The 19,069-nt window shown below is 37.2% G+C and carries 15 protein-coding genes; 6 read left to right on the forward strand and 9 right to left on the reverse strand.

The genetic code is table 11. The features are described 5' to 3' along the window. Positions 1–379: 379 nt before the first annotated feature. The 5 genes from H7F21_RS07415 to prfB form a co-directional block, all read right to left on the reverse strand. Complete coding sequence (locus H7F21_RS07415; RefSeq protein ID WP_185788638.1) at positions 380–2,872, reverse strand: TonB-dependent receptor; 2,493 nt, start codon at positions 2,870–2,872, stop codon at positions 380–382. 116 nt (positions 2,873–2,988) lie between these two features. Beyond that, positions 2,989–3,468, reverse strand: a complete 480-nt coding sequence (locus tag H7F21_RS07420; protein WP_185788639.1) for a hypothetical protein — start codon at positions 3,466–3,468, stop codon at positions 2,989–2,991. An 8-nt stretch (positions 3,469–3,476) separates the two neighbouring features. Further along, positions 3,477–3,818, reverse strand: coding sequence for an arsenate reductase (glutaredoxin) (gene arsC / locus H7F21_RS07425; RefSeq protein ID WP_185788640.1), 342 nt, complete (start codon positions 3,816–3,818; stop codon positions 3,477–3,479). Continuing rightward, a complete protein-coding gene (locus H7F21_RS07430) occupies positions 3,811–4,482 on the reverse strand; it encodes a hypothetical protein (protein ID WP_185788641.1) in 672 nt (223 codons plus the stop codon). Before H7F21_RS07430 ends, arsC begins: the two co-directional genes overlap by 8 nt. A 27-nt stretch (positions 4,483–4,509) precedes the next feature. Next, positions 4,510–5,611, reverse strand: a protein-coding gene (gene prfB / locus H7F21_RS07435) for a peptide chain release factor 2 (protein ID WP_185788642.1) whose coding sequence is annotated in 2 segments (ribosomal slippage) — positions 4,510–5,547 and positions 5,549–5,611 — 1,101 coding nt in all. Because the reading frame shifts where the segments join, the coding sequence is not laid out codon by codon here. A gap of 101 nt (positions 5,612–5,712) precedes the next feature. On the opposite strand from prfB, the gene H7F21_RS07440 reads away from it, so the two are divergent. From H7F21_RS07440 to H7F21_RS07450, 3 genes are all read left to right on the forward strand, one after another. Next, positions 5,713–8,115 (forward strand): zinc-dependent metalloprotease, encoded by a 2,403-nt coding sequence (locus H7F21_RS07440; protein ID WP_185788643.1) that lies wholly within the window; start codon positions 5,713–5,715, stop codon positions 8,113–8,115. A 3-nt stretch (positions 8,116–8,118) separates the two neighbouring features. Further along, entirely contained in the window at positions 8,119–9,138 is a 1,020-nt protein-coding gene (locus tag H7F21_RS07445; protein WP_185788644.1) for a threonine aldolase family protein, read from the forward strand. Between the two features lie 87 nt (positions 9,139–9,225). Further along, the gene (locus H7F21_RS07450; protein ID WP_185788645.1) at positions 9,226–10,251 is read left to right on the forward strand and encodes a glycosyltransferase; all 1,026 of its coding nucleotides are present in this window, start codon (positions 9,226–9,228) and stop codon (positions 10,249–10,251) included. 115 nt (positions 10,252–10,366) lie between these two features. Here the strand turns inward: H7F21_RS07450 and H7F21_RS07455 are convergent, their stop codons facing one another. Continuing rightward, entirely contained in the window at positions 10,367–11,563 is a 1,197-nt protein-coding gene (locus H7F21_RS07455) for a hypothetical protein (protein ID WP_185788646.1), read from the reverse strand. Between the two features lie 211 nt (positions 11,564–11,774). Continuing rightward, positions 11,775–12,098, reverse strand: coding sequence for a YbaB/EbfC family nucleoid-associated protein (locus H7F21_RS07460; protein ID WP_185788647.1), 324 nt, complete (start codon positions 12,096–12,098; stop codon positions 11,775–11,777). A 76-nt stretch (positions 12,099–12,174) separates the two neighbouring features. Here H7F21_RS07460 and H7F21_RS07465 point away from each other — a divergent pair, with 76 nt between their 5' ends. From H7F21_RS07465 to capB, 3 genes are all read left to right on the forward strand, one after another. Continuing rightward, positions 12,175–14,235, forward strand: coding sequence for a S9 family peptidase (locus H7F21_RS07465; protein ID WP_185788648.1), 2,061 nt, complete (start codon positions 12,175–12,177; stop codon positions 14,233–14,235). A gap of 73 nt (positions 14,236–14,308) precedes the next feature. Then, on the forward strand, positions 14,309–15,346 hold the full coding sequence (gene capA / locus H7F21_RS07470) for a cysteate synthase (protein ID WP_185788649.1): 1,038 nt from the start codon (positions 14,309–14,311) through the stop codon (positions 15,344–15,346). A gap of 208 nt (positions 15,347–15,554) precedes the next feature. After that, entirely contained in the window at positions 15,555–16,814 is a 1,260-nt protein-coding gene (capB, locus tag H7F21_RS07475) for a cysteate-C-fatty acyltransferase (protein ID WP_185788650.1), read from the forward strand. A 50-nt stretch (positions 16,815–16,864) separates the two neighbouring features. On the opposite strand, the gene H7F21_RS07480 is transcribed toward capB, so the two are convergent. Next, positions 16,865–17,983, reverse strand: a complete 1,119-nt coding sequence (locus H7F21_RS07480) for a GNAT family N-acetyltransferase (protein ID WP_185788651.1) — start codon at positions 17,981–17,983, stop codon at positions 16,865–16,867. Positions 17,984–17,991: 8 nt separating this feature from the next. Continuing rightward, entirely contained in the window at positions 17,992–18,990 is a 999-nt protein-coding gene (locus H7F21_RS07485) for a transporter (protein WP_185788652.1), read from the reverse strand. Positions 18,991–19,069 lie beyond the last annotated feature (79 nt).

Consider the following 19,069-nt stretch of genomic DNA (forward strand, 5'->3'; position numbering starts at 1 on the left):
CGCCTGTGCTGAGCACCGCCGAAGTATCGAAGTGCAATTTTCTATCAAATAGTTCTCGATAGTTCCACTGAGCACGCCTGTGCTGAGCCTAGTCGAAGTATCGAAGTGCAATTTTCTATCAAATAGTTCTCGATAGTTCCACTGAGCTTGTCGAAGTGCAATTTTTCTCATTTCCAATCGAAAAATCCACTCGAACTGACAGTAATATACAATCGAAACATCCACTCGAAGTGACAAATTTTTCCAAATGCACACCACGTCATTTAGGAATTTTATCTCATCATTGGCAGATTGCTTCACTTCCTCCTCCGCTGAAGTTTCGGTGGACGAGGTGTTCGCATTGACGGTTCGATTTTTTCTTTTGCAATGACGGTTTAAACTAGCCCTCAAAATCAAAATCATCGCCACCACCGCCATTACCATCACGTCCTGAGCGTTCGCGTTTTGGCTTTTGATTAAAACGGTAGGTAAAGGCCACATTATAAGAGCGCACACGTCTTTGGAACTCACCATAGTTTTCAAAGGTATCTGTAAAATTATCACTACGACGTATACGAGAATTAAAGACATCCCTAACATTAAACGCTATGGAGGCTTTGTCCTTAAATAAGTCCTTACTAAAGGCCAAATCCGTAGAGAAAATGCCTTTGTTACGACTTTGTGCCGTTTCGCTTGGGCCCCGATAAAAAATACGGGTTTGCCAATCGATATTGCCAGGTAAAGTATACTTGTTGTTCAGTCTTACAAACCAACTCAGGTTATCGGCATCAAAGTTCTGGCCTTCAAAATCACCTCTGGTCACGGAATTAAATAAGTTAAAATTACCGTTGAGGTTCCACTTTTTAGTCGGTCTATAGGTGAGGGTAAACTCCAAGCCAAAACGATCGTTGGTCGCCAAATTAATCGGTGTACGTCTAATGACGGGCACCAAATCCAAGTCCTCGTTCAATTGATCGAAATTTGGATCGTTAATGTTAATGGTTTGCAGGGTTTCAAAACTATAGAAATTGTCCGTGGCCAGTGCCACAAAATTAAAGGCATCCTTAGCACGTTGAAAATAGATAGAACTGGTTAAGGATAATTTTCCAAACTTCTTATAATAGCCAATATCAAAGGCATTGGAGGTGCTTGGATCTATATCTGGGTTACCTTGAAACAGATTAATGGGACTACTTCGCGAGGGGAAGGGATTAATAAAACGTGAGCGCGGGCGTCTAATACGTCGGTTATAACCTAAGGTAATGTTCTCGTCTTCCGATAATTCAAAAGCCAGATTCACGGTAGGGAATAACTGATGGTAGTCTTTTTTATCAAAGTCACCACTAGTCACTTGGTCTATGGTAATACGCGTCCCTTCGTAGCGTAAGCCCAAAAGAAAAGAGAACTTCTCACCAATCTTGTTGCCGTATTGGGAATAAAAGGCATTGACATATTGTCTAAAATTTAATGAGTTACTGAGGTCGGTATTCACCTCAAAGGTCTCGCCTTGGTCAAAACTGGTCTCCACAAGATAGTCCGTTAGCAAATCGAGAAACTCACCGCGATACCCAAATTCTAATTGTCCTGTCTCTTTTATAGGTTGCACATAGTCGGCTTGCAATAAGATGCGATCTTGGTTTTCATCGGTCTCCACGTTTTCGGCATCAAAACCATTCTGGATAATCAAAGAGCGTTCTAACTCACGGCTATCCTCGTATTGAAAATCTGCGGTTAGCCTGTGCTGGCTATTGCCATTAAACTGCTTATCGAAACTTAAGGCGTACTGTATGGTTTTGTCGTCTTCCAACTCCAAATCATTTCGAAGCGTTGTATTTAAAAGATCGTTATTAAGATCAAAGCGTTCGGTATTGTTAAAGGTATCACTCTCATTATCACTATCGCGATAGACTAAGGTGGCCGTTAAGGAACTGGTATCATTAATATACCATTCGATACCCGTATTGGTACTGTAGCCCTTTCGGGTACGATCGAAATCACGATCCTCAAAACTAAATGCCGTATTACCTGGTTCTACATCAAAGAATTCGGTTTCATTAAATGCGTTTCCTGGAGATTCCCTGTAGTTATAACTGGTGGTATTAAAAATATTAACATCGCCTGTTCTATAATTAATATTTCCAGAAATACCAGCTTGATTGGGATAGCCAGCATTTACCGTAACAGCACCATTTAAACCTTGTAACTTACTACGTCTTAAAATGATATTTAATATTCCAGCAGAACCCTCTGAATCGTATCGTGCCGATGGCGAGGTAATCACTTCCACACGTTCTATAGCTTCTGCGGGTAATTGTCTTAAGGCTTCCGTTGAATTTAAACCAACAAGACCTGAGGGTTTTCCGTTAATCAAAATCCTAACATCGTCATTGCCTCTTAAAGACACAGCACCTTCTACATCTACCGAAACCGATGGCACGTTGTCTAACACATCACTTACGGTACCACCTCTAACGGTGAGGTCTTTCCCGACATTATAGATTTTCTTGTCGAGTTTAATTTCTACGGTGGTCCGTTCTGCTATAATTTCGACTTCCTCGAGGGACTCCACATCTGGAGAGAGCGCTACCGTTCCTAAATCCATGGATTTATCTAAGGTTTTATTGAGGTAATCCTTAGTTTTATAGGAGATGTATTCTACGGAAATGTTATAGGTGCCTGCAGCAATATCTATGCTAAATTTACCTTTGGCGTCGGTGATACCACCTGTGACAATACTATTATCTGCTGGCTTTTTAAAGGTAATCGTAGCATATTCTAGTGGAATATTGGATTCGTTTTCTACAACGGTTCCTTTAATCGTCACTTCCTTTTGCGCAAAAGAGAGCGTGCATATACAGATAAATACAAGTGTAAGCGTAAAGTTTAATTTCATCACAAGACGTATGGTTAGTATTTTTTAGATGCGCAAAAATACTTTGACTTGTGCCGTTTATGGTTAATCTTTTGTTAAAGACTGATAGGTTTTATGCATAGAAAAATAAGACGTGTCTATCGACCGTCATCGTCCTCATCTTTATCTTTCTTCCGTTTTTTTCTTTTTTTCTTTTTCTTTTTAACGACCTCTTTTTCATCAAAGTTACCTTTGATCATCTCCTTGATTTTGGCCATATCATTTTCGGAAATAAGCTCTTCCAATTCTTTAAAATGCGAATTATCTAGTTTTTCTACAGCATCTTTACGGTCCAGGCTATGCTCGTATCTTTCTTTGAGCAATGCTATTTTTTTATCATAGTAACTTTCGATATACTGTTTGATGATGACCTTTTGAAATTCATCAGCCTCCAAAGTCGTAAGGAAATTATCGATATATTCTTGTTTGCGATCTTCCATCATTTGCTTGCGCTTCGCAATTTCAAGTTCTGTAGGTTCTCTATTGGTTTGCGGAACACCATTCATATTTCTGCGTCTCTGACCGAATACATTTAGGCCTAAAACCAATGCGAAAGTGATTAATACGATCTTTTTCATCTCTGTCTTTAAATAATGTTTAATATAGATTCTGGAGGTCTGCCAATCACGGCCTTATCTCCATTAATAACAATTGGTCGTTCTATGAGCTTTGGATGTTTTACCATAGCTTCAATAATTTGAGCGTCCGTAAGCGTTTTACCTTTGTAATCTGATTTCCAAATGGCTTCGTTCTTGCGAACTAGCTCCAAAGGTGTAATGCCCAATTTTGAAATGATGGCTTTTAATTCGTTTGTGTTAAGTTGATCTTCTAAATACTTAATCACATCAAATGCTTTATTGGCATCTTCTAAAATCGCCAAGCCCTCTCTGGATTTTCTACATCTTGGGTTATGGTATATCTTAATCATAGTACACTATTTTTCGTCGTATGTCATAAACCATTTTGTCCTCAGCATTTACATACTGTTGAATCAATACATTTCCAAACTTATCTATGTCTAGGTTTTGCACTTGAGTAGTTTCGGAAATTGTTCCATTGTCGATAGTCATTTCAACGAGAAGCCCGTTCTCATAACTGTTTTTAACGTGCGTACTCACCATTTCGGTATTTGTTTCTGAATCAACAATCTTATTAAACCTTTCCGTGAGTAGGTTATCAGTGACTATGAATTCTGAATACGACACCCAAGTAACGCCGAAATTTGTATCTAGGGCAATCTTACCATTTCCCAGAACTTTAAAGGTACCCATGTCGGTTGTATCCTTGCTCTTTTCATCGAGGGCATAAAATATTCTTGTCCTGTCTGTATTTTTATAATGGTAGGTTTTGCTTACGGCTAATGAGTCCTTATCTGTATAATACTCAGAATATTCAATCACGGTAGTAAGCAAGCCCCTTTGATCAAAATTATAAATCTTTTTTATTACAGGTACATCTGGCATGGTTACCATTTCTTCGACTTGTTTCACCTTTCCCTTGAGATCATTTAATACCAAATCGTTTGGTAACGCATTCTGTCCCAAGGAAAATGATAACCAACATAGCGTTACTAAACTAAGAAAATGTCTCATATAATATTTACATTACTATCTTTACAATTATTGTGCCGTATCTTTTTGTCCCATCATCATTAAATAGGCTTTTAAGAATGGCTCAATATCGCCATCCATGACGGCATCAACATTACCGGTTTCGTGGGCCGATCTCACATCTTTCACCAATTTATAAGGATGCATCACATAATTACGGATCTGGCTTCCCCATTCAATTTTCATCTTGCTCGCTTCAATATCATCGCGCTGCGCCATTTGTTTCTGGAGTTCAATCTCGTACAACTGCGACTTCAACATTTGCAAAGCTCTTGCTCTGTTATCATGTTGCGAACGTGTTTCCGAGCATTGTATCTGAATGCCTGTCGGTTTATGTAAGAGCTGTACTTTAGTTTCGACCTTATTGACGTTTTGTCCACCAGCACCGCTAGATCGCGCTGTTGTGATTTCTAAGTCCGACGGATTGATATCGATTTCTATGGAATCATCAACCAGTGGATAGACATAGACCGAAGCAAAACTAGTATGTCGTTTGGCATTACTATCAAAAGGGGAGATGCGCACCAAACGATGCACGCCATTTTCACCTTTAAGCCAGCCAAAGGCGTAGTCGCCATCAATTTCCAAAGTCACGGTTTTAATACCAGCAACATCACCTTCCTGTAAATTGAGTTCCCTAACCTTGTAACCACTTTTTTCGGCATACATAAGGTACATACGCATAAGCATACTGGCCCAATCACAACTCTCCGTGCCACCGGCACCTGCTGTAATTTGTAAAACAGCACTAAGACTGTCGCCTTCGTCCGAAAGCATATTCTTAAACTCTAGCTTTTCAATAGCAGTTATTGCTTTATCGTAACGAATTTCCACATTTTCGAGTTCGGCTTCGCCTTCTTTAAAGAATTCGTAAATGACCTCTAGGTCTTCATGCAATTCTTTCGCCGTATTAAAATCTTGTACCCAGCTTTTTTTCTCTCGGATGGAGCGCATGATCTTTTCGGCCTTTTGCGAGTCGTTCCAAAAATTAGGGTCAAAGGTTTGTTCTTCTTCGTTGGTAATTTCTATAAGCTTGGCATCTAAGTCAAAGATACTGCCTTAGCTTAACTAGGCGTGTATTGAGATCTTTAATCTGATCTGAGGTTATCATACTGTAAGTCTTTCTGCAAATATAAGATGTGGTATTAAAGTGCCATAATTTTAAATTGGTTTTTTAGAAATTCCGTAGTTTTATACATCAAAATTCCAACCATGAAAAAATTCGCTTTTCTCCTTTGCCTTGTATGCATTGGTTTTCAGATTAATGCCCAGATTCTAAATAAAAAAGATTTAAAAACTTACGAAGGCTTTTTCGATTTCTACTATGAAGAAAGCACGGATAAAATTTACCTAAAGGTTGAAAAACTAAACAAAGAATTTCTTTATGTCAATGCCTTAGCCTCTGGTATTGGAAGTAACGATATTGGTTTGGATAGAGGGCAATTAGGAAATGAGCGCGTGGTGTATTTTAAAAAGGCAGGGAACAAGCTACTGCTGATTCAGCCTAACTTGAAATACCGTGCCAATACCGATAACGACCTTGAAAAGAAAAGTATTGAGCAAGCATTTGCCAAATCCGTAGTGTTTGGATTTAAAATACTTTCTGAAAAAGACAAGCATTACATTATTGATTTCACACCGTTTTTAATGCAGGACACGCATGGTGTGGCTAGTCGCTTAAAACGAAATAAGGAAGGTACTTATAAATTAGATGCATCTAAAAGTGCCTTATCTCTAGAACGTACCAAAGCATTTCCCAAAAATGTGGAGTTTGAGGCGATGCTGACGTTTAAGGGGGAACCTACAGGTAGAAATTTAAGGACGGTAACACCAACCGCCTCTCTAGTGACTGTGGTTCAGCATCATTCGTTTGTAAAGCTTCCCGATAATAAATACAAACCAAGAGCATTTGATCCGCGTAGTGGTGCGATTTCCATGTCGTATTTGGATTATGCCACGCCTGTGCAGGAAGATATTAAGAAGCGCTTTATTATTAGACACCGCTTGGAAAAGAAAAACCCAAGGGCGAAGCGTAGTGAGGCTGTTGAGCCGATTATCTATTATTTAGATCCTGGTACACCAGAACCAGTGCGTTCTGCCTTGTTGGATGGTGCACGTTGGTGGAATGAAGCTTATGAAGCCATAGGCTTTAAGGATGCATTTCAGGTAAAGATGTTACCCAAAAATGCAGATCCTATGGATTGTAGATACAATGTGATACAGTGGGTGCATCGAAGTACAAGAGGTTGGAGTTATGGTGCAAGTGTGGTGGACCCAAGAACAGGCGAAATCATAAAAGGTCATGTCAGTTTGGGTAGCTTACGGATACGACAAGATTTTATGATTGCCCAAGCCTTGATGAATCAACCTTTTGCAGCGCGTGATGATAATTATAAACCGATGTTGGACATGGCCTTGGCGCGTATAAGACAGTTGAGTGCGCATGAAGTAGGGCACACCATTGGCTTTACACATAACTTTGCTGCGAGTACCAATAATAGGGCTTCTGTTATGGATTATCCACATCCAAAGATTGCGCTGCAAGGCGATAATATTGATTTTAGTAATGCTTATGACACGGGCATTGGTGATTGGGATAAGGTCACCGTGGCCTATAGTTATTCTGAATTTGACAAGAAGACCAACGAGCAAAACGCTTTAAACAACATCTTAAAAGATGCTCATGACAAGGGTTTGCGATTCATTTCAGACTCTGATGCCAGAGCGGCTGGAGGGGCTCATGCTTTAGCGCATTTATGGGATAACGGCAGTAGTGCAGCTGAGGAATTGAATAATGTTTTGGCATTGCGTAAAAAAGCGATTCAGAATTTTTCAAAGGATAATATAAAGAGCTATGAGCCGTATTCTGTATTAGAAGATGTGTTTGTGCCCTTGTACTTCTATCATCGTTACCAAACCGAAGCCGCTACCAAGGTTATTGGTGGGTTGGATTATAATTATGCCGTAAAAGGTGATGGCCAATTGACGGTAAAACCTGTCGCATCGCAACTTCAAAAAGAAACTTTAAGTGCCGTATTAAACACTTTAAATGCTGAACAGTTAGCTATACCAAAAGAGAAGCTAGTCTTATTTCCACCAAGAGCTTACGGATACAATCGAAGTAGAGAGTCGTTTAAAGGTAAAACAGGTGTAGCTTTTGATCCGTTAAGCGCAGCGAATACGGCCAGCGACATGACCTTGAAGTATTTGTTGCATCCACAACGTGCAAATCGTTTGGTGTTGCAAAAGAGTTTAGATGAGAATCAATTAAGTTTAGAGGATGTAATTAAAGCAATTATTAATTCGTCTTTTGATAAAAGTCATGACAATGCTTATTTGTCGGAAATACAACATCAAATCAATACCAATGTTTTAAAGTATCTGATGAATTTGGCTGTACATAATGAAAGCTATTTTCAAGTAAAGGCCATGGCAAATAAGGCCATTATGGAAATGGCTAAAAAGAAGGTGTCAACAGATGCCGTTAACATACAATATGGATTAATGGTTAAAGCGTTTTACGAGCATCCAGAGAAATTCAAATTAGAGTCATCGCCAAAGATTCCTGATGGTTCGCCAATAGGCAGTGGTGTTTGTGATTATATGTCAAATTAAGATATGAAAATAGATTTAAGAAGTGATACGGTTACGAAACCAACAAAAGGGATGCTTGAGGCTATGCTAACTGCTGATGTTGGTGATGATGTTTATAAGGAGGATCCATCAATAAACGCCTTGGAAAAGCGATTAGCTGACCTATTTGGCATGGATGAGGCTTTATTTTTCCCTACTGGAAGTATGGCAAATCAAGCAGCACTCAAACTGCATACCAATCCAGGGGAGCAGGTAATTTGTGATAAATACGCACATATCTATAATTATGAGGGTGGAGGCGCCTCATTTAATAGTGGTATTTCCTGTAAATTAATTGATGGTCATAGAGGGATGTTTACAGCAAAACAGGCAGAAGCTTCTATAAATCCACCCGATTTTTACCATAGTCCGCTGACGTCTTTAATCGCTATTGAAAATACAACGAATAAAGGAGGTGGTGCACATTGGGATTTTCAGGAGTTAAAACGGATTCGAGACGTTGCAGATAAACATCAATTAGGGTATCATTTGGATGGCGCAAGATTGTGGAATGCTTTGGCAGAGACCAAAGAACATCCTAAAGATTATGGACAATTATTTGATACCATTTCGGTGTGTTTAAGTAAAGGATTAGGATGCCCTATGGGATCAGTACTTATTGGACATAAAGAGCTGATGAAAGGTGCCATTAGAGTTAGAAAAATATTGGGAGGTGGTATGCGACAAGTTGGCTTTGCAGCAGCAGCGGGTTTGTATGCTCTGGACCATCACTTAGAACGTTTGTCAGAAGACCATAAAAAGGCCAAGGAGATAGGAGGCGTGCTTTCTGGTTTAACGTCTATCAAAAAGGTAGCGCCTATAGAAACCAATATCATTATTTTTGAATTGCATGATGGTATTGACGAAACACAGTTTCTTAAACGTTTAGAAGAAAAGGATATCCAAATAATTGGCATGGGAAGTAATAAGTTACGAATGGTAACCCATTTGGACTATTCGGATGATATGCACAGCAGACTTTTGACAACTTTAAGAGCTTTGTGATTTTAACAGTTAATCTTTAACATATTAACGATAATATTTAATGGTAATAGCTAATACTTATATTTTCGTGCTGCCTTATTCAAATAAATGAGACTTAGTATCCTTATTTCCATGTACAATGCCAAATCTCATATTGGTAATTGCATAGAAAGTCTTCTGAACCAAAATTTATCGAAAGAAGATTATGAAATCATCATCATGGATGACGGTTCTACTGATGACAGCTATTCTATTGTTCAAAATTATCAGGGGAAGTACGGTAACATTAAGCTTTTTACACAAGAAAATTCAGGCTTATATACTACAAGAAACAAATTATTAAAACTGGCACAAGGTGATTATATATATAATCTCGATTCAGATGATTACATTGTTCATAATTGCTTAAATGAGTTATTATCTATTGCGGAAGAAAATGATTTAGAAATCATTGGATTTGATACTCTAGAAACTTTCTCTCTGGATTTAACTGGTTTAGCAAAACCAATTAGCTCATACAAAACTGATCTATGTTCAGGAGTAGAATTTATTGAGAACTATCCAAAATTAAGGCATGAGGTATGGTGGTATTTTACTAAAAGGGAATTTATACAAAAGCATAAGTTGTTTTTCAATAAGAATGAATACAATGCAGATGTGGTATTTACACTAAAGACACTTTTGCCAGCTAAAAGCATTGGTTATATACCTGTTTCAATTCACCGTTATGTGCAGACTCAAGATTCTTTAATGAGGAGTGAAAACATGGAAATCGTCATCAATAGATTTGAATATATGCAAATGATGATTTTAAATAAAAGTAAGCTAATAATTAATCTTGAAAACAATGATCAGCATTCGGATATTTTGATTGATAATTTAAAGCATAGACGCGATGTTTTTACTTTTTTCAGTATAATTAATTATATAAGAAATCATTTTAGTTTAGCTTTTATAAGAACAAAAATTGGTCAACTCAAAGCAGTCAATGCGTACCCTGTTAGCAATTTTAATAAGTATTCTTTTAATACTCTCTTACATAATGTTGTTTTAAGAGTGATTAATTCTGAGAGAATACTATATGGGTTGATCTATTTGAAGAATCTTTTTGTGAAAAAATCAGATAAATTATGAATGTACAAATGAAGCACTTGCTTTTATGATATCTTTGATTTCGTACAACATTGTTCATTAAAAAAGGGGAAACAATACATTGTTTCCCCTTTTTTTCTTTTATAATGGTATTATATTACCACCACCAGCAATAATGTGCAGGTGGTTCATATTCACATAATTCACCTCCATGGGTACTAGTTCCGCTTACAACTTCTAGAACACCACGTTTATAACCTGGGCCTATATTTAAATGGCAATCAGTTCTAAATTTAGTATAGTAGCAGTTACCTACAAATACGTAAATCCATCTACCAAACGTTCCGTTAGAATTACTTCCAGACACATCAATTTCATCATCCAGACCTACAACACCATCAAATATTTTAGTCGCATAGCATGTATTCTCATAGCGCTGGTATAATCTTACTCTGTAATCGTTATGCCAATTCCATTTTAACGTAAGATTATCTACTTTACCTACACAATCGCTACATTCGTCTGGAGCGACTTCAATTCTAAAGTTAAAGTCAATTAACCAAAGGTGGTCTCCAGTTGTTGGATCAGTTAACCATCCCCAAGTACTAAGGCCGTTAGCACCAATATTAGAATCGTAATTAGCACCACCTGGACCAACATGTGAACCATAGTTAGGGGTGTTAGGATCATTAGGATCAGGTCTTTGCGTAAGCCCAAAAGTTCCCTCTTGTACGCAATCTCCACCTGCAGCGATAACTGTACTATTCGCTTCGTCGATCACATAAAAACTCATATCAGCAGAGTTTGAGGCATTCCCAGCAGTTCCTTCTTTTTTATGTCCACCACCGATAGCTTGCCATTCTGCCCAAGTCTTCTTGTCTTTAAACCAAACGTCCAAGGTTACTGTACAGGTACCAGACATTGTTGTTCCAGTTAAACTAGCAGTACCGTCAGCATACTCTGTAAATACTAGATTTTCACCATCTGCTGCACCAAAATAAGTGTGTGCATTAAAGTAATCATCTCCATCAGGAGTTTCTGACCACCAAAAGTTCGAAGCAGGTTGTTGAGAACCAAAAGGATCTCTGTCTGCATCAATTACAGTATAAACTTCGTCAATTGCAACTGAATTACTTTTTGATGCAAAAGTAAACCCAGTGTTTCTTATAGTTTCACTTTCGTCGTTGAACATGAGTTCCTCATCTTCTTCACCGTCAGATACAACATTACCTTTTTTGTCGAAATTCAGAACAGCTTTTTGTTCCTCATTGGCCTGTTCCTCAGCAGACTCATTTTGGCATGATGCAAAAATAACGAGCATAGCCAAAACCATTAGTTTTGAAATTTGTTTCATAATTATTGAATAAGTTAATAGCATTAATAATGAAACAAATATAGATTTTAACAGTTTCGAAGGTTTTTTTTTTAGACCAACTACCAATCTATTGGTTTTAAGGGAATTTGTTTGAACCTTATCCTACATTTTTGCAGTTCATAAGGCAAAAAGCTAATAGAAAGTAATTAGAAACAATTACTAAAGGATATTTTAAGTTTTAAAATGTCGATTATTTAAACATATCCATGCCAGGAATATTGGGCATACCTTCCTTGGCAACAGCTGCTATTTCAGTTTCATTAACATTGGTTGCCTTTTCTATGGCTTTATTAAGTGTGAGAATGAGGTAATCCTCTAACATGTCCTTATCTTGTAATAATTCATCATCTATGGTGATGGATTTAATGGTTCTATTAGCTGTAATGGTAACCTTAAGTTTTTCATCATTACTAGCTTCATCAATTAAGACCGAATGTAAGCGTTCTTTAGTTTCTTCAACTTTTCTTTGGGCTTCCTTGAGTTTACCCATCATTCCCATCATATCTCCAAACATATTGTGTGTTTTAAATTAATACCGCACAAAATTACTAAATTGCGCTTCTTTTTTGATTAAATTTTTCATAAAGCTGATGACAAAAAAAACTGGTCTCAAACCACCTATTGCGAAAAAGATGCCACATGAACTCGAAATGCATGGTGATGTTCGTATTGACAATTATTTTTGGATGAAAGATAGGGAGCATCCAGAAGTTAAGGATTATCTCAATGCCGAAAATGCCTATTGCGATTCTCAGATGGCGCATACCAAAAGCTTTCAGGACAATTTATTCGAAGAAATGAAAGCCAGAATCAAGGAAGATGACACCTCAGTACCTTACAAGTATAATGGCTACTGGTACATTACTAAATTCGAAAAGGGAAAAAACTATCCGATTTACACCAGAAAAAAAGAATCGTTGGATAATCCTGAAGAGTTGTTGTTCAATTGTAACGACATGGCCAAAGGTCATAGTTATTTTAAACTCGCAGGTATTAGTATAAGCCCAGATAACAGTAAAGTTTCTTATGGTATAGATACTAACGGGCGACGAAATTACACCATCCATTTTAAGGATATTAAAACGGGCGAAGTTGCCGAAGATCAGGTTCCAAACACAACGGGTTCTTCAAGTTGGGGAAATGATAACGAAACTTTATTTTATACTAAAAAAGATGAGGTAACACTTAGGGCCTATCAAGTGTATAAGCATAAATTAGGACAGAAAGAAGATGAGTTGATCTTTCAGGAGAATGATGAAGCATTTGGCACTACGGTATATAAGTCAAAATCGAGAAAATACATCATTATTGCTTGTTACAGCACGCTTACCAACGAGTATCATATTCTTAATGCAGATCAACCTGATGGTAAATTCGAAGTTTTTCAGCCTAGAATTAGAGGTCTGGAGTATAGCATTTCACATTACAAGGACTATTTCTACATTTTAACTAACAAGGATAAGGCTACTAACTTTAAATTGATGAAATGTCTCAAAAATCAAAGAGCAATTGATCAATGGGAAGAGGTTATTGGACATAGAGCTGATACACTCATAGAGAATATAGATATTTTTAAGGATTATCTGGTGGTTAGTGAGCGAAGACATGGCCTCAATGAAATTAGAATAAAACGTTGGGATGATACCCAAGATTATTATCTCCCTTTTGATAATGAGACCTATACGGCTTACACGGGCACAAATGTAGAGTTTGATACGGAATTGTTGCGATATGGCTATAATTCCTTGACAACACCGGCTTCTGTGATAGCGTTCAATATGCGTACACAGACCAAAAAAATATTGAAAGAGCAAGATGTGCTAGGCGGTAAGTTCAATAAGGATAATTATGCATCAGAGCGTATTTGGGCTACTGCAGATGATGGCACTAAGATACCAATGTCACTAGTTTACAGAAAAGGTATTAAAAAAGATGGGACAAATCCATTATTGCAATATGCTTATGGGAGTTATGGTTCTACAGTAGATCCCTATTTCTCGACCATAAGATTAAGTTTGCTGGATAGAGGGTTTATTTATGTAATTTGTCATGCAAGAGGTGGCGAATACCTTGGTCGTAAGTGGTATGAAGATGGAAAATTATTAAAGAAAAAAAATACTTTTTCCGACTTTATAGCATGCTCAATTCATTTGATCAAAGAACGTTACACATCCTCTAAACATCTCTATGCCATGGGAGGAAGTGCAGGTGGTTTATTAATGGGAGCGATCATCAACCAAGCGCCAGAATTATATAATGGCATTGTTGCTGCCGTGCCATTTGTAGATGTGGTTACCACGATGCTAGACGATTCCATTCCGTTAACTACAGGAGAATATGACGAATGGGGTAATCCCAATGATGTCTTATATTATAACTATATGAAATCCTATTCGCCATATGATAATGTAGAAGCTAAAGACTATCCCAATATGCTGGTCACAGCTGGGTTTAATGATTCTCAGGTACAATATTGGGAGCCTGCAAAATGGGTGGCAAAACTGCGTGATATGAAAAGCGATTCTAATCAGTTATATTTAAAAACTAATATGGATGCTGGTCATGGCGGTGCATCCGGGCGTTTTGATAGTTTAAAAGAAGATGCTGAAGAGTTTGCTTTTCTTTTAAACTTAGAGGGTATTTTAAGGTAAATCCAAAAAAAATGTTACTTTTGTCAGGTTTTATGTGTCTAATCGGTAGATTAGATACAGAAAAATAGCATTTATGGACAACAACAAAAATGTATTTGATAACGTACTTCAACTTATAGGTAGTACGCCACTTATCAAATTAAATAAGGTTACCGCTGATTTTGACGGTGATTTTTTTGCTAAGGTAGAAGCTTTTAACCCTGGTCATTCATCTAAAGATAGAATTGCATTACATATTATAGAAGAGGCTGAGCGTCGAGGTATATTGACTCCAGGTGATACAATTATTGAAACCACTTCTGGTAATACGGGTTTTAGTATTGCTATGGTAAGCATCATTAAAGGTTACGAATGTATTTTGGCAGTAAGTTCTAAATCTTCTGGAGATAAGATCGACATGCTAAAGTCTATGGGAGCGAAAGTATATGTTTGCCCAGCTCATGTAAAGGCGGACGATCCTAGATCTTATTATCAAGTAGCGAAGCGATTACACGAAGAAATTAAAGGTTCTATTTATATCAATCAATATTTCAACGAATTAAATATTGATGCGCATTACAGTACCACTGGACCAGAAATCTGGGACCAGACTAATGGTGAGTTAACGCATTTAGTGGCTTGTAGCGGAACAGGTGGTACAATTTCTGGAATTGCTAAATATCTTAAGGAGCAGAATCCGAATGTAAAGATTATTGGTGTTGACGCTTATGGATCGGTATTAAAGAAATATCACGAAACTCGTGAGTTTGATGATAAAGAGATTTATCCTTACCGTATAGAAGGTTTAGGTAAGAATCTTATTCCTACGGCAACAGACTTTGATCTAATCGACAAGTTTATAAAAGTTACGGACGAAGAAAGTGCTCATACTGCAAGGGAAATATCCAATAAAGAAGGCCTTTTTGTAGGATACACTAGTGGTGCAGCAATACAGGCCATTAAACAATTAAATGAAGAAGGCGAATTCAAGCCTACAGATAAAGTTGTTGTTGTTTTTCCAGATCACGGTTCGCGTTACATGAGCAAAGTGTATAGTGATAAATGGATGGAAGACCAAGGTTTCTTTGATAGTAAAAACGAGGTATCCTCGACAATTGAATATATTAAATAAGATAACTAACTAATTATAAAAGTCTATCATAGTATGTGATAGGCTTTTTTTATGTTTAAAACTTGGTGGATAGTTAGATTAAATAATATTATGCAGTCATAATATTATTAATTAATTTTGCAAATACTAACAACACTAAATTAACTAAAATTAAAAGTTTGTTCTATGTTTTTGACATAGGGATAGCGATTAATGGCAAATTTGATTTATGAAGGATTTATTTGAAAAGATTTATAGAGACAAGGGACCACTTGGAAAATGGGCTTCCCAAGCTGAAGGCTATTTTGTTTTCCCTAAGTTGGAGGGCGAGATTTCTAACAGAATGAAATTCCAAGGTAAAGAGGTAATAACGTGGAGTATCAATGACTATTTAGGACTTGCTAATCATCCAGAAGTTAGAAAAGTAGATGCTGAAGCAGCAGCAGAGTACGGTTCAGCTTATCCGATGGGTGCGCGTATGATGTCTGGACACACTGATTTGCACGAGCAATTACAGAATGAGTTGGCGGCATTTGTTAGTAAAGAAGCTGCGTATTTATTAAACTTTGGTTATCAAGGTATAATGTCTACTATAGATGCTTTGGTTGGTAAAGATGATATTATAGTTTACGATGTAGATGCACACGCCTGTATTATAGACGGTGTTCGTTTGCATATGGGTAAGCGTTTTACTTATAAGCATAATGATGTTGCTAGTCTCGAAAAGAACTTAGAGCGTGCTACGAAAATGGCAGAGCAAACCGGTGGCGGTATTCTTGTTATTTCTGAAGGTGTATTTGGTATGCGTGGTGAGCAGGGTCGTTTAAAGGAAATCGTAGAATTAAAGAAAAAGTTCAATTTCAGATTTTTAGTAGATGATGCCCATGGCTTTGGAACTTTAGGCAAGACTGGAGCTGGAGCAGGTGAGGAGCAAGGTGTACAAGACGATATTGACGTGTACTTTGCAACGTTTGCCAAGTCCATGGCAAGTACAGGTGCGTTTATAGCTGGAGATCAAGAAATTATTGATTATTTAAAATATAATCTACGCTCACAGATGTTTGCCAAATCCTTACAAATGACATTGACAAAAGGTGCTTTAAAGCGATTGGATATGTTACGCACCATGCCAGAGTTAAAGGAAAATCTTTGGAAAATTGTTGATGCCTTACAATCTGGTTTAAAAGCGCGTGGTTTTGATATTGGTACGACACAAAGTTGTGTAACACCTGTGTATTTAAAAGGTAGTATTCCTGAAGCCATGGCTTTAGTAAAAGATTTACGTGAAAATCACGGAATATTCTGTTCCATAGTGGTTTACCCTGTTATACCTAAAGGGTTAATTTTACTTAGAATGATACCTACAGCTACACATACATTAGAGGACGTAAGAGAGACTTTAGATGCATTTGATGCGATAAGAGATAGGTTAGAAAACGGAACTTACAGAAGAATGTCTGCAGCTTTAATTGAAGCTATGGGAGAATAGATGCATTAGAATTATAAAAAAAAGGCCTTGCAAATTGCTAGGCCTTTTTTTTATAAGTTCTTTCTTAATGTTTTTCTCCGCTTGTACACAACAGGATCAAAATGCTTCCAGATTTTGTGTATCGCTTCATTATCTTCTAATTCCGGTGTTCTATAGCAGGTACGAATACCTTTCTCAGTAAAAGTCTCGTACATTTCATTAAAAATAACGGCATGCACACCCTTATTCTGATAATCAGGATGAATGCCTATAAGGTAAAAAATCACATCCTTGCTGTTCTTTTTAGCTTTCAATATATGGCCAAACCCAAAAGGGAATAACTTACCGTTTGCCTTTTGTAAAGCTTCTGCGAATCTTGGCATCACAATAGCAAAGCCAACGAGTCTATCGTTATCGTCAATAACAAATTTTATATACTCTGGATTGACAAAACTGATGAACTTATTTTTAAAGTATTCTTTCTGTACATCGGTAATTTCAACAAAAGATGAGAGCGATGCATAGCTTTCATTAAATAAATCGAACATTCGGTCGGCATAGGGCATGACCTCTTCGGTTTTTGTAAACTTTAAGGCTCTAAGCTTGTATCGTCGTTTTATAAGCTCTTGTGCTTTCTTAAATGCCTCTGGCTTTACGTTTTCAAAAGGGAATTTACTTTCGGAATATTCTTTTTCAATGGTATAGCCATGTTCTATATAATGATCGATGTAATACGGATGGTTGTACCAAGTTATCATTGGAGCAATACTGTCAAAGCCTTCAGTCATAACGCCAACCTTATCCAAATTAGAGAACCCTACAGGTCCTTCGGCATAGTCTAATTGATGTTCTTTCCCTATGGCTTCTACAGTGTCCAATAAGGCCTTGCTCACTTCTAAATCATCAATGAAATCAAACCATCCAAATCGCATCTTCTTTATCTGTTGCTTATTGACCTCAAGCCAATTCACAATAGCCGCTACGCGACCAACAAGCTTGTCATTGTTGTACGCAAGAAAAAACCGTGCTTCCGCATCCTTGAAAATTGGATTTTTGTCCTTGTTAAAGGTTTCTAATTCTTGTTTAACTATTGGTGGCACCCAATATTTAGAGTCTTTGTAAAGAGAAAATGGAAACTTTACAAACGCTTTTAAGTCTTTATTGGTGGTGGCTTCTTTAATTGTGATCATGCAGCAAGCTATAGTCCATCTTCGGTATTAGAATCAAAATCATCATCGACTTTTTTCTTCTTTTTCTTCTTTCTTTTTCGTTTTTTCTTAAAATCGCCAGTATTGCCATTGCCGTTATCTACTTTCTTGTCCTTATGAAAATCCAGACGGTATGACGCACCAAAAGCAATATTAAAAACAGAAGGCGTGTCTTTAGTATTAAACGCAATATTAGCATCTAGCTGAAAATCTTTAGTCCATAAATATGCACCACCAAACCTAAAGATATTATCGGCATAAAAATCACTATTAATACCTTGAGCTTCGCCAAAAACAACCCATTGTGGTGTGAACGAATGTGTTAATGTAAAAATGTATTGAAAGTCTGAGAATTCAGAGCCAATCCTGTCTTTTATAAGATTCATTACAAAGACCCAACCACCATTAAAATTGTTCTGAGTGGCAATCATAATTTTTGGACTAAAGCCATCAACGTCTGGCGCCGTAAAAGGATTGGGCTTAGTGTCATAATTTGCACCGACGTAAATAGAAACAGCAGGAATCAAGGACTTCCATTGAAACGTTCTATTGGCATGGTAACTATATAGATTAGGTTTTGGCTCTTCTTCGCCCTCTTTGGTCTTGTAGGGGTCATATATGAGGTACTTCGCGCCTAAGGTGAAATTTCTGAAATTGGCTCGAGAATCTTCAACCGGAATCGTAGCGCTATTTTGAGTGATCTTATCATTTTGGTAAACACCATCCAATGCAATCTCCAATTGTTCAAACAAAAGTCCGTAACGAACCGAAAAATCGAGACCAAAACCTGAAACTTCGTAATTTAAAGGAACGTGTTCTTCTTTCACTGTAAAAGCTCCAGCCTCAAACTGTAAGACGCTAGTTCCTACTGAGAAAGCGCTTTCGGAAAGCCCTGGGCGATTGGAGTTAATGACTTCTGTGTATTGTGCGTAAGATGTAGAGTAGGTTAGAAGTACTATTAAAACAAATAATGATTTGAGTGTTCGCATTTTATTTGGTTTGAATTCAAATATATATATTTTATACTTTTTTTAAGGAATAATAACGGATTATAAATAAGTATAATTG

Origin of the sequence: Winogradskyella flava, from assembly GCF_014243395.1 — a bacterium.
Classification (GTDB): domain Bacteria; phylum Bacteroidota; class Bacteroidia; order Flavobacteriales; family Flavobacteriaceae; genus Winogradskyella; species Winogradskyella flava.

What these genes read in the sequence shown, in the direction of transcription:
- H7F21_RS07480 (WP_185788651.1), bottom strand. Translation starts at nt 17,983, where the DNA reads ATGATCACAATTAAAGAAGCCACCACCAATAAAGACTTAAAAGCGTTT.
- capA (WP_185788649.1), top strand. Translation starts at nt 14,309, where the DNA reads ATGGACAACAACAAAAATGTATTTGATAACGTACTTCAACTTATAGGT.
- H7F21_RS07455 (WP_185788646.1), bottom strand. Translation starts at nt 11,563, where the DNA reads ATGAAACAAATTTCAAAACTAATGGTTTTGGCTATGCTCGTTATTTTT.
- H7F21_RS07445 (WP_185788644.1), top strand. Translation starts at nt 8,119, where the DNA reads ATGAAAATAGATTTAAGAAGTGATACGGTTACGAAACCAACAAAAGGG.
- arsC (WP_185788640.1), bottom strand. Translation starts at nt 3,818, where the DNA reads ATGATTAAGATATACCATAACCCAAGATGTAGAAAATCCAGAGAGGGC.
- H7F21_RS07465 (WP_185788648.1), top strand. Translation starts at nt 12,175, where the DNA reads ATGACAAAAAAAACTGGTCTCAAACCACCTATTGCGAAAAAGATGCCA.
- H7F21_RS07430 (WP_185788641.1), bottom strand. Translation starts at nt 4,482, where the DNA reads ATGAGACATTTTCTTAGTTTAGTAACGCTATGTTGGTTATCATTTTCC.
- H7F21_RS07415 (WP_185788638.1), bottom strand. Translation starts at nt 2,872, where the DNA reads ATGAAATTAAACTTTACGCTTACACTTGTATTTATCTGTATATGCACG.
- H7F21_RS07450 (WP_185788645.1), top strand. Translation starts at nt 9,226, where the DNA reads ATGAGACTTAGTATCCTTATTTCCATGTACAATGCCAAATCTCATATT.
- H7F21_RS07460 (WP_185788647.1), bottom strand. Translation starts at nt 12,098, where the DNA reads ATGTTTGGAGATATGATGGGAATGATGGGTAAACTCAAGGAAGCCCAA.
- H7F21_RS07420 (WP_185788639.1), bottom strand. Translation starts at nt 3,468, where the DNA reads ATGAAAAAGATCGTATTAATCACTTTCGCATTGGTTTTAGGCCTAAAT.
- H7F21_RS07485 (WP_185788652.1), bottom strand. Translation starts at nt 18,990, where the DNA reads ATGCGAACACTCAAATCATTATTTGTTTTAATAGTACTTCTAACCTAC.
- H7F21_RS07440 (WP_185788643.1), top strand. Translation starts at nt 5,713, where the DNA reads ATGAAAAAATTCGCTTTTCTCCTTTGCCTTGTATGCATTGGTTTTCAG.
- capB (WP_185788650.1), top strand. Translation starts at nt 15,555, where the DNA reads ATGAAGGATTTATTTGAAAAGATTTATAGAGACAAGGGACCACTTGGA.